General features: G+C 46.8%; 8 protein-coding genes and 2 pseudogenes. 6 read left to right on the forward strand and 4 right to left on the reverse strand.

Features of this window, described 5'->3' with window-relative positions; all coding sequences use genetic code 11:
- Window positions 1-620, reverse strand: a 620-nt coding sequence (locus tag ACLBXN_RS24325; RefSeq protein ID WP_447613850.1) for a hypothetical protein, incomplete at its 3' end; no start/stop codon positions are given.
- Window positions 621-1058: 438 nt separating this feature from the next.
- On the opposite strand from ACLBXN_RS24325, the gene ACLBXN_RS24330 reads away from it, so the two are divergent.
- The 4 genes and pseudogenes from ACLBXN_RS24330 to ACLBXN_RS24345 all read left to right on the forward strand — a co-directional run bounded on the left by ACLBXN_RS24330 (window position 1059) and on the right by ACLBXN_RS24345 (window position 6199).
- Window positions 1059-1616, forward strand: a complete 558-nt coding sequence (locus ACLBXN_RS24330; RefSeq protein ID WP_447613851.1) for a hypothetical protein — start codon at window positions 1059-1061, stop codon at window positions 1614-1616.
- 485 nt (window positions 1617-2101) lie between these two features.
- Window positions 2102-3631, forward strand: a complete 1530-nt coding sequence (locus tag ACLBXN_RS24335; RefSeq protein ID WP_447613852.1) for an EAL domain-containing protein — start codon at window positions 2102-2104, stop codon at window positions 3629-3631.
- A gap of 302 nt (window positions 3632-3933) precedes the next feature.
- Window positions 3934-4959 (forward strand): annotated as a pseudogene (locus tag ACLBXN_RS24340) (IS30 family transposase).
- An 895-nt stretch (window positions 4960-5854) separates the two neighbouring features.
- Window positions 5855-6199, forward strand: coding sequence for a hypothetical protein (locus ACLBXN_RS24345; protein WP_447613853.1), 345 nt, complete (start codon window positions 5855-5857; stop codon window positions 6197-6199).
- A gap of 126 nt (window positions 6200-6325) precedes the next feature.
- On the opposite strand, the gene ACLBXN_RS24350 is transcribed toward ACLBXN_RS24345, so the two are convergent.
- Window positions 6326-7873 carry a methyl-accepting chemotaxis protein gene (locus ACLBXN_RS24350; RefSeq protein ID WP_447613854.1) on the reverse strand — a complete coding sequence of 516 codons (1548 nt, stop codon included), beginning with the start codon at window positions 7871-7873 and terminating at the stop codon, window positions 6326-6328.
- An 871-nt stretch (window positions 7874-8744) separates the two neighbouring features.
- Here ACLBXN_RS24350 and ACLBXN_RS24355 point away from each other — a divergent pair.
- Window positions 8745-10388 (forward strand): hypothetical protein, encoded by a 1644-nt coding sequence (locus tag ACLBXN_RS24355; RefSeq protein WP_447613855.1) that lies wholly within the window; start codon window positions 8745-8747, stop codon window positions 10386-10388.
- 25 nt (window positions 10389-10413) lie between these two features.
- Window positions 10414-10776 carry a hypothetical protein gene (locus ACLBXN_RS24360; protein WP_447613856.1) on the forward strand — a complete coding sequence of 121 codons (363 nt, stop codon included), beginning with the start codon at window positions 10414-10416 and terminating at the stop codon, window positions 10774-10776.
- A gap of 205 nt (window positions 10777-10981) precedes the next feature.
- Here ACLBXN_RS24360 and ACLBXN_RS24365 read toward each other — a convergent pair.
- Together ACLBXN_RS24365 and ACLBXN_RS24370 are read right to left on the reverse strand one after the other, a co-directional pair.
- Window positions 10982-11999: pseudogene (locus ACLBXN_RS24365) on the reverse strand (IS30 family transposase).
- Window positions 12000-12117: 118 nt separating this feature from the next.
- The coding region (locus ACLBXN_RS24370; protein ID WP_447613857.1) for a transposase at window positions 12118-12285 on the reverse strand (168 nt) is incomplete at its 5' end.

Genomic DNA, 12285 nt, shown 5'->3' on the forward strand with positions numbered 1-12285 from the left:
ACATGCAACACCCAGCGATCTCCTTGCGCTGTCGTCCTGCCAGTCACCAGGCCCGCATAAGCCTCCTCGATATCCGCATTGCTACGCGTCCGATCGGTAAACAGTTCCCTGCCTTTTGAGCCAGTCAGCATCACGCTGCCGCTGCCGCTGCCGTACAGATAGGTATGGGGGCTAAGCGGAGTCAGGCCATAGAGCCCGGCATGGACATAGCCCTCCATCCACCCTTGGTAGCCAGCCCCCGAAGGTCGCCCCTGCACCATAGGGTTGCCGGCCAGAAAACGATCGGGTCGGCCATACCAGGCATTTCTGTTGCCGTAATACAGACCAAGCGCCTCCAGCTTGACACGCAGAAAACTCCGGCTGTCCTGATACAGCAACGGAAAGCCTTGTGATGAGTCCTTGACCAGGGCACCAGCAGGCTGGGAGCGATCGGGGGCGGCGTGGGTAGCCAGCTCCACATTCACCTGCACCACTACGCCACCTGTCGGCCCCCGCTGCACATCCAGTTCGGCGGCCGACACATTGGGGTTGCTGCGTAGCCTGGCCGTTCTCAGAATTGAGATCAGTACCAAAGACTTACCCTTCGCGGCAAGTTCACAAACTCGATTTGCTAAATGCATCGTAGAGGCTGCATCGGCAGTATTCAGTCACGCCTAGCTATAGCAAAGCTGGCGTATATCGCACCATTAATTCAGGCCCTTCTGCAAATGGACCGAGGTGATTTGACTCATCCGCATCGAGACGCCAAGCCAATGAAGTTCTTGTGCTTCTAATTGAATGAGCGCATAAATAAAGCAAAAGCGATTAGATATTCATGCTCGAAACTAAACCAGACACTTATGCATCGTCAATGAGTTTTCGCCCAAAATGGGCAAGATGCATAAATTAACAAAATTTGAGAAACTTTCTGACTTTTTCTTTTTATCAAAAATAGGATGCAGGGATATCCCTCTTGGAGGAAGTACTACTCTGAAATGTAAAAAAATTCATTGCTAAGATTTACAAATAAAAATCAGGTAGTATCAGCTTTTCTTGAAAAATTTTACAGGGGATTAGTGATGGTTTATTCTAATGAGAAGCTCAATATTAATTTTAAAGATTACAGCCGAACTAAGTCTCTCAGAAATTTTCAGAATATCGATGTTGCATATGATCGCTCTTTCGTCCTTGTGGCTTATATCGCGAACCGATTCCTCTTAGACCATATGCTACGCTCGGCGCGCCTTTTTGCTAATAATGACTTTGAAACCATGGTAATCTGGGGTGTACTAGCTCATCAAAATGTAGCGCATCTTATGCCTCCAGGAACAAGGCCTTATTCAGTTCTTTCGCAAAGGGGGCGGCTTGAGAATGAGGAGAATTTAAGACCACTACGTTTACGTGACGTATCTTCCATTACAGGAATCCCTAGAGAAACCGTACGCCGTAAATTAGGGGCTATGGCGAATAAGGGATTTGCACGTCGAACACCAAGTGGATGGATTGTAATTGGCGACCGGGCAGAGCCTGATCTAAGAGATTTTACGAAAGCGACTGTCATGCGATTAATTTCCGTATGCGATGAAATTATATCGACTCTTGAAATGACTGATGGAGTACATATTCAAAGATTGTAAATAAATATTTTTACAATCTATAACAGGTAATCTGATGGCAATTTGCTCATGAATAGCATTGACACAAATCATTCCCATATAACAAAGTCCAAGCTTTAAATTAATTGTTAGATTAATACGATCGACTAAATTAATGAGAAATAGATGAAATTGAACAAGTGAGACTTCAGTGCAAATTCTATGGAGTTGAGTAAAATTTTGTACTGGTTTCGTCACAATGACTACTTTGGCGGCAGAAGTCGGTGGAATTCCAAATTGAACGAGTTTCATAAAATAATGGTTGTTTTGAGTTCACAGTCGAATTTATTTTGTCAAAATAACCCGCCAATTCAGGCGGAGGTTTAGAATCTTCGATGTCTGGGAATTCAGAATTTCTTTTCTACATAAATATCTCCAATGCTCAAAAGAACATTGTTAGCGTAGGAAAATAGAAGCGCATCATTATCAACAAAAGTAAAAATTTAAGAGACTAGTGAAATAGATAAATGATTAATTCTCCTGAAATTAATAAAATCCCGATAAAAGTACGTCTAGTAAATTATTTTTTACCTATTGTCATGCTGTTTTTTGGATGTTTGCTGGGTAATAATTTTGATTATCAGTATTTTAACAAGCAAGTTGAACTTCAGCATTTATTTATATTAAAAAGAGCAATTAGAGAAAAAGCAGAAATAGCAAAAATATTTACTAACCTCAACTACAAAAACAATTCTTGTAGTGCACAAGATATTAACGACCTGAAAAAATCACTTTATCAGGCTAAATTCATTGCAGATATTGGACTTATAGTTGATGGGAAAATATTATGCACTGCGATATCTGGCTTAACGAGTGGCTCTAATATTCCTTATGCCGAAAGGAGGTACAGAGCAGATGGTTCAGCTGTAATTTCGGGGGTGGAATTGTCTTCAGCTAACAAAGAGCATGGCTTACTTTTTATGAATGGTAGTGTAGTCATTTTTGCAAATGATGATTTGTATGATGATTTGGCAACGGAAGGAGTTGGTTCAGTTATCCAGGTTAATGCAGAGGATAAAGAAATAATATATTGGCACTCTAAAGCATTGGATAATTACAGGACAAAGCAAGAAGGGATTTATTATAGATTATTATGGCCGGGTCATAGAAAAACCAGTTGTCTTAATGAAATTTGTGTTACGTCTGAGTTTAGAGTTTCCTGTAGGCTCAACACATTGATACTGGCATTATTAGGGCTTATGATTGGCATTCTTTTGGCGTTAGCCATTGGAATGCGTTGGAGAGCCAGGCACGGATTGCGCTACAGGCTTATTGAAGCGATGAGATCCAAGCAGATATTTTTAGAGTATCAACCGCTGGTTGCTGTAGATGGCGGTAGGGTCGTAGGTGCAGAGGCGCTAGCCCGTTGGCGGCATAGCGAAGTCGGCCAAATTTCTCCCGATACTTTCATTCCTTTGATCCAAAAATTGGGACTCGGCCGAGATTTTACGAGGTATGTTGTGAGGATGGCTCTAGATGAGTTACAAAAAAATCTTAAATCAGAAGCTGATTTTTATGTAGGAATTAATGTCTTTCCAGATGATCTTGAAGATAACGATTTCTTCGAGTTTTTGCTTTTAGAGCTTGAAAGAATAAGTATTCCCGCAAAGAAGATAGTCTTAGAAGTGACAGAAGGAAGTCAATTTAGTGTAGAGAATCCTTCGGAAATATTTCAATTATATCGAGCATCGGGGATTAGAATATACATAGACGATTTTGGAGTGGGGTATTCAAATATCAGTCGTATAATAGAAGGTGGTATTGATGGAATCAAGTTGGACAGGGTCTTTATTAGATCTATTGACTTTAAATCAAAAAGCAACAACATTTTCGAGAGCGTCGTTGCAATGACCGAGAAAATTGGAGTGCAAATTGTCATTGAAGGGGTGGAGACAATTGAACAGCATGATCATGTTTTGAGCTTGGCCCCAAAATCAATTGGCCAGGGTTGGCATTATGGGCGTCCCGGACCAGCGAGTTCTCTAACCGTAGGATGAAATTTATTGGAGCAAGCTCGCTACATTTTACAGCGAAAGTACGGATGCACGCTTAGCGCTCGAATGTCTTGAAACCGGGGCATCTTTTTCTTGCGTTTGCATGGCAGTCGTTATTTGTATCGACCACCTGCGTGCTTTAACCTTGGAGTTCCTCAAGATTTCCAAGCATTTTCATGCGAGGTCTGATTTTCGGGGTCCAGCAGGAGGGGCTGTTGATTTAGGGGTCGCATCGCCGATTCTCGTGTCCATTAGCATGTGTGGATTCAACTGGTCAATGCAACACGATAACCGCCATCTGGCAGATGGGGTGTTGGCTGAAGCAAACACCGCGGATTTACCACACCGAAGCTCAGAATGCCCTGATGTGGGATCGCTGGAGAGCTGGCGATACCCAGCACGAGATCGGCAAGCTGCACACCTCCGTTCATACCATCCTAAGTGCAACGGGCGGCAACCGGCCTCCTGCAAGACGCCAACCTCCGTTGGCATTGTCTCTGGTCGAGCGCGAGGAGATATCGCGCAGCCCAGCCGCAGGTGAGTCCATCCGCTGTGTAGCTAGGCGTTTGAAACTCGCAGCGTTCACCATCAGCCGTGAACTCCTAAGTAATGGCGGCGAGACTTGCTGCCGAGCTACAGAGGCAGACGAGGCTGCCTGGGGAGGGCACGTCGCCCAAAGACGTTGCAATTCTGCGCTGGCACAGATCGTGGTGGGTAAATTACAAAGTCAATGGTCACCTGCGCAAATAGCAGGGGGGCCACTACACCCAGAAGACCCTAATACATCGATGGAACGTCAATGCCGTAACCGTCAGCGAGCCACCAGCCTGCATCGAGGATCGAGCAGTTCCAGGGCACAGGAAAGGTGAGCGGCTGTTCGGCGATGCCTACAGTCAGGTGGCAACACTAGTAGAGCTGCGCACTCGCCAGGTAATGCTGGTTAGGGACTTGTACACCGAGGGACCAGCGCTGGCCAAGACTTTGTCGAAAGAGGTCTATCGCTTCTTGACCTGGGATCAAGGATGGCGGAAATGGCGGAATACAAGCACCACTGTGGGCTTGGCATCCAGGTCTGCTTCTGCGACCCGCGAAACCCAAGGCAGCGCGGAACAAACGAGAACACCAACGACCCGCTCAGGAAGTACCTACCGAAGGGCATCGACATCTCCGACTGCTCGCAGGATGAACTGGATGCGATTGAAAGAAAATTAAGCGAGCGGCCCAAGGAGCCCCTGCTGAGATGTTTAACAAAGGCGTTGCATGGATCGGTTGAAACCACAGCCTCAACTGTTCATTGGGAAGGGTTTAGTGTATGTGTGTCATCTGGGTGAAGCGATCTGCGTCAATTCTCTTGATTATTTTTGGGCCGGAACATTTATGTGGGCTTGGCAACATAGGATTTCCTGGCTAGCGGCGGTGCATGTGACGAAACGGTGTTCACTGGTGATCGAAGGTCGAGTCTATAGAGTGCGCTTCAGATAAAAAAGCCACACGCGACTGCGGTAGGTTTGGCATAAAAAAGCCGTTCCTCTTTTGAGATGCCTATGGAATTGGTTAGGAGGGAGTAGGCGGGTGCCATAGGCCGGCGAAAACCCTTCGTTATGGTACTAATTAAATAAATCTCCCAAGGTTATAGAAAATAAATACCCACAGCGCTTACGATCATCACTCCAGCTCCTATAACGCCAAAAATGCATAGTATGATGATCAGTCCCTACATTATAGTTAAGGATATTCTGAATTTATTAAGGGTTTGTTCGGATTGAGCTCAATTTCCAGATGATACCCAATAAGGCTGCCTGTTAGGCTAATATCCATATTTATGTATGGAAATAGATTCTTCAAAACTTTTGATTGGCTTAACAGTGCATGTCGGTAGTGTAGATCGCTCAAAGGATATAAGAAATAGCCTTGTGCTCATTTTGGGCATACCTTGGGGTGACCGTCGAAAATTGAGCTTGGTAAGGTTGACTAGTGAGGTATGCCAATATTGAGGTGGCAGCTACCCTAGAGGGTCTTTCTCATGCTCTAAAGGGGCGGCTTGATGCTCTACGCCAACTCCGTATGAATCACGTATTTGTTTCAAATGGCAGCATTTCAAGTTGAAATAACATGTATATTAGATGCCATTGTCTTATTTATGTTTGAATTTCCTGCAGGGTAGGTGAGAATGACTTATCTCTATTCATTTCGAAGCGAGATAATCTACTCGTAGAAAAGTCAATCATGTTTTCTATCCGCCAAGGTTTCGCCGTCACCATCTCTGGTCTAGCAATGACACTGATGGCAGCTCCGGCCGTGGCTGGTAATTACTTCCATTACTCAAACATTGAGCAGGGCTACAAGGTGAACCCTGATCATTCTCGCAGCGATTTGGCACGGGCAGATGTAATCTCCCAAGCCGCTGACGCTGTGGCCCGAGGTAGCTCTTCCAAGTTTACAGACAACAAATATCCAGCCTCCTCTGTTACTCACTCCAATTCTGCTTTGACCCGTCAGGCTGTAAAGCAGCAGTTGCTGGATGAATCGCCATCACAGCGTGTAAACCGCCTGAGCTCTCTGTCCGAGTAAAATTTTAACGCAATCATCACCGACATCCGATCATTAATTAAAAATCGGATGTCGGTGAATTAGCCCCGATCGTGCCCATGAAATTGCCGAGAAATTAATGGTTCTGGTGCTTCTAAATTGGGTATCTTAGCGTTTGAATACGCTCACAGCCTCCGCTAGCCGATGGGCCTGCCCATTCATATCTGAAGCCGCACTAGATGAATGTACCACTAGCGATGCGTTTTGCTGTGTCACTTGATCTAGCATTAAAACTGCTACATTCACTTGGCTAATACCACTAGACTGCTCTGTAGTGGCATTACTAATCTCTGCAATCAGGCCATTTACATGACTAACCTGATAGACGATCTCGTCCATGGCTCTACCTGCATCATCTACTTCCTTGGCCCCACTTTCCACTTTTTGAGCGCTATCATCTATTAAGGCCTTAATTTCCTTTGCTGCGTTGGCGCTGCGTCTAGCGAGACTTCGGACTTCGCTAGCAACGACTGCGAAGCCACGTCCTTGTTCTCCAGCTCGTGCTGCTTCAACAGCTGCATTTAAAGCCAAGATATTGGTTTGAAAGGCTATGCTATCAATCACGCCAGTGATGTCTGCAATTTTTTTGCTCGCGTCTGTAATGTCTTTCATCGTATCTACAACTTGTCCGACAATAGCGCCACCTTTTTTTGCAGCCTCGCATGCTCCAGCAGCGAGCGAGGCTGCTTCGCGTGTGATGTCGGCGTTGTTCTGCACTGTGGCTGTCATTTGCTCCATTGCAGCAGCAGTTTCCACCAGGTTTGATGCTGCCTGCTCGGTGCGCAGATTAAGATCGTTGTTGCCCTGAGAAATCTCCAAACTGATTGACAGCACACCATTAACCTGTTCAGCCACATCATCGACCAATGATCGTAGGTTCAACCCAGATTGGTTTACGGCTCGCAAAAGCATTCCAATTTCGTCAACTCGATTAAGATTAATGTTCTGACCAGGCTGGCCTGAGGCTACACTTAATGCTTGCTGAAGTACGTGCTCTAATGGACGTGATATTTGTGCGTCCAAAATCTGCCAAGTTGTGAGCATCAGTAATGTGCTACCTGCGGCAAATCCCGCAAGGGCAGTACCCATCACTCCAAATAGGGCTGCACCGGCCACAGCAAAGCCACAGAGTGCTAACACGCACCAGCGCAGTCGCCAACGAACTGACATTGTCTGCGGCCACGATGTCCATCCCATGAGTCCTCTGCGTAACACTAGTCCCTGGTAAAATATACGGCTACCTGAGCGACCAGTTCGAAATGCTCGATACAGCTGCTCTGCGCTTTCAATTTCTTTATGTGAAGGCTTTGTACGAACTGACATATAGCCTGCAACTTGACCATCGCGCACCACCGGTGTGGCGTTGGCACGTACCCAATAATGATCACCATCTTTACGGCGGTTCTTTACTAGGGCCGTCCAAGAACGTCCGCTTTTTAGTGTGGACCACATGTCTGAAAAAGCCTCTGATGGCATGTCTGGGTGGCGCACCATGTTGTGAGGTTCACCTATGAGCTCTTCGATATCATATCCGCTCACAGCAGTAAAGGCCGCATTTGCATAAGTGATACGGCTTTGCGTATCTGTAGTAGATAGTAGCGTGGCGTCGTCTGGGAAATCAAATTCACGCTGCGTCACAGGTTGGTTATCGCGCATAGTCCTAAGTCTTCATCTTATTTGTTGGTAGCTAGATTTGGTGTCCGTTGTTGACGGCGAGGGAAGAATGTTCAGCGTTAAGTCCGTGGACAAGTGGAGATCGTCGCTCTGGGGTTGGCACAGGACCGAGAAGCATGCACTTATGGGGCAACTCTTAATGCGTGAAGAAGGCGGCGGAAGGCAACGCGCTAGATCTTGTGGTACACCATGCTTGCGGCTATCAGTGGTCATTGAATAACAGCGAACCGCTTTCTTCGTTGTTGACATGCTGTTATTGGCGGTTGCTCGTTTACAAAAGGCAGATGACCATCTCGCCAACTGCAAAAAGCTCCTGGGAAGGCGTGTGTGCGATATTGCACAAAAATTTATACGCTCGCACAAGACTCTAAACAGGTGAACAACAAAATGGAACACCTTCTTGCTCATTTTGGGCAAGATTTGGATTTTCTATTCCGGCGGATCTCGCATCACACGGGATCGATGCTGTTCTTCCAAGACGACGCTCGTACCGCCGGTTCTCAAGCTGCAGGTGCAGTACCATCAATACCGTGTCCACAGCTAGACGTTTTGCGTTCTCTTGCATAGCGAAATTCGATATTAATTTTTGAACATTAAAGTAATGTAGCTTATTTCTGTTGCAATACGTTTCATTTTTATACGAATTTTAATCTTAAAAGAGTGTATATTCGAAATTCATTATATAAATTTTCTTTCAAGATTGTGTGATTTGCTGTTTTTAATTCACCCTGAAAAAATAATTCCAGGCTGGGTTAATTTCGGGATATATACTCTTGATTTCAATATGAAAATTTTCACATTTATAATCTAATAAGAATATATTTTCTATCATTTAGAACACAAGACTAGTTTTATGAAATATTCCAATTTTTATGAGTTCCGACTTATTTTTATTACCAGTACAGCTTTAATTTTGAGTGCATGCGGAGGGGGAGAGGGAGGGGATTCAGCCAATGGAGGCGGGGTAGTTCCAGGGATCAATAAAGATAATTCAGGGGAAAAAGATCCAATTATAAATAGTGTGGTAGGAAGTAATTCTGATGTGCCAGAAAATGCGGGCGTATATCCAAGTGCTTGGTTATACAATCAAAGATTGTCAAGCATGTATACCTTGTCTGATGTCGGTAAATGTGATGAATATGATGCTTACTGTCGCCTGGTGGCAAATAAAGACGCAATTTTTGATATTGAATTGGATGCCTCAATAGATTCAGTAATACTCCAAATAACACCAGCCGATACGAAGTCTTGGCGGGTTCCGACGCATGATGTTTCATGCGATCGTGACTGCTGGTCAGATCATGTGAACGATGATTCCGCAGTGCATTTAGTTAGCGAAAAAGTAATCCATAAAGGAAAGGTATTGCATCGGATCAAAGTGCCAGGAAAATTTAATCTTCCTAAATATGGATGGCTTCTCCAGTTACATGGAGGCGGTAATGCCAATGGAGTTGGCTTCAAAAAAATCTACGATCACACATCAGTGATACGTCAATATTTTGAAGGTAGTGCAATTAATATTGTGCTGGTGCCATTGAGCATTGGTGGCGTTGCGCCTAAAACTTTGCCAAATATTTTTCAGATTGCATCAACTGTCGGGGCTCGTGTTCCATTGCCAATTGGCTCTGTCAAAGTCAATGATGTACTTGAGATGAAAAATTTTAATTTACTGGATAGCGCTCAATCGTACTCTAATTTACTACGTAATTTTTCCAATCAAGTTGGGGCTAAGGCAGGGGACACCTTTTGGTATGGGATGTTCAGTTCATCAGTTGCGAAAACAATGATTTCTGGTATGGGTTATCAACCTGGACAGTCCGCAATAGGTTGGGATGCCCCTGAGGAGTGGGGGCGTACCATGACACATGAGATTGGTCATAATCTATCGCTGCGGCATTCTCCTTGCGGAGGTGTTTCAGGTGTAGATACTAGTTATCCCTATCCAAATGGAGATATTTCTGCTCTAGTACAGGCTACATATCGTCAGCCCTTCGATTTATCTCAGGGTGCAGAAGTTACGGGAGAAACCAAAGATGTGATGGGGTATTGCGAAGGTACTTTCTTCTCAGACTACTCCATCTCTAAAGTTTGGAGGTACTGGCAAAAAGCGCAGCCAGTTAAATCTGCGTTGGCGCAAAAATCAGGGCAACCAGCACTTGTATTTCCTAAGCCGGAGCCAATATCTCAAAGCTCGGCGGTCTATAACATTGAAACCGTGATAAAGCATTGGGATACAACGCAACCTATCGTGGGTGACTCACCTCCATCTATGCAAGGTATGGTTTACGTTTGGGAGGAGGGGCTGTCAAATGCTATCCAAATTAGGACATTGTCAAACGAGATGGAGCCTGCAGTGCCAGGTTTGCCAATTGAGGTTCAACATAACGACAACTTATGGTATTCGGCTATTGCCTCTCGTCTCAGCGAGAGCGATAAAATTGAAATCTGGACCCCAGGTCCCGGTAGTCCACGGGCGATAAAAATTCCAGGATTATGAAGTCAGCTGGGAATAGAGTGTGCCGATGAAGGTCATCCCACAATGGACGCACCGGATGAGCGTGCGCGATCCTGCGCTCGATGCACAGCATATTGAGCTGCTGGAATTGTGCCGCGCGGTCCATGACATGGCACTGCATGGCAGGCAGAAGAGCAACCTGTACACGCAGCGACTGGATGAGATAGTCCATGCCTTGCGCAAGCACAACCAGTTCGAGATCAATAGGCTGTTGGATCGAGGGGAACATCTCCCCAAACAACTGCGCGTCAATCGCGCAATGGCTTTGCATCAACTCGAAGAGTTCGCCTTCGCTGCCCCATCGCACGATGTGCCTCTGGCTAAACTCCAAAGCCTGCTTTGCGGCTGGATTCAGTACCACTTGCATTAACGAAAGCAGGCGTTCATGGTTCGCTGTGTGGCAAGACTTCCTGCCACATTTCTCACCAGAGAACTCAGGACGCTTTAGCTGCTTTTTTGGACTTCGCTGGCACTTTGCGAGGGCTGGAGCTCATCTCTTCTGACTTGGCGGGACGTTCTGTCTTGATCGACGGCATAGCCTCCCAAGCCACAAACAGTTTTTTGTCATTGTGGATTCAACCGATGGATGCAACACATTCGTTAAACATCTCAGTCGGGGTTCTGTACCCCAAGGTCTTCCTGGGTCGCTCGTTTAATTTTCTTGCAATCGCATCCAATTCATCTTGCGAGTAGCCAGAGATGTCGATGCCCCTGGGCAGGTACTGTCTGAGTAGCCCATTGGTGTTCTCGTTCGTTCCGCGCTGCCATGGGTTTTGTGGATCGCAGAAGTAGACCTGGATGTCGGTGGCCGCAGTGAGTCGTTTGTGCCTCGCCATTTTCGATCCTTGATCCCAGGTCAAGGAGCGATAGAGCTCTTGTTGCAAGGTCTGTGCATGCCTGGCCAGCGCCGCAGCGACGGTTGTCCACTAGCTTGACCAACATTACGTAGCGGGTGTGGCGCTCTACTAGCGTTGCCACCTGGCTGTAGGCATCGCCAAACAACAGATCGCCCTCCCAATGGCCCGGCACTGCTCGATCCTCTATGCAGGCTGGGCGCTCGCTAATGGGCACTGCATCGACGATCCGTCCATGGATGGGGGTCTTCTGGGTGTAGTGGCGTGAGCGACGCATCCCCCGGGTACGCCGCAAATGCTCCGGAAGCTCTTTCTTCAAGGCTCCGCGTGTTTGGACGAAGAGCATGCGATAGATGGCTTCGTGAGACACCTGCATATCCTTTGCACCCGGGTAAGTTCGTTTGAGCCACCCTGCTATTTGCTCGGGCGACCATTGACTTTGTAATTTACCCGCCACGATCTGCGTCAAAGCAGGATTGCAGGCCAACTTGCATGTCTTGGGGCGGTGCGCTCGCTGCCAGGCTGCCTCATCCGCTTTGGCTGCTCGATAGCAAGTCTTGCCGCCATTGCGTAGGAGTTCTCGGCTGATGGTGGATGCTGCTCGCTTCAAGCGCCTGGCAACGCAGCGGATGGATTCACCTGCGGCCAACGCCCTGGAGATTTCTTCTCGCTCAGAAATGGTCAATGCCCAGCGAGACCGACGCCTCGCTGGTGGCCGGCTGCCACCCGTCGCACTCAAGATGGTGTGAATGGACGAGTGTGCTCGGTCAAACAGCTTGCCGATCTCGTGCAGGGTATCCCCAGCCTTCCAGCGATCCCACATCAGGGCCTTCTGTGCTTCGGTGTAGTAAGACTGGCTAACACCACCTATCCACGAAGCGTGCGCAGATGATCGCTGCCGCCAACTTCAACAGCGCTTCGTGGATATCCAGCCGTCGTTCAAAGCGGATTCGCAGCTTGCCAAAGCCTGCAAACCAGCTGTGCGTCCTCTCCACCACCCAGCGGTGCTTACCCAGCCGTTGGCT

Source organism: Comamonas sp. C24C (assembly GCF_053345995.1).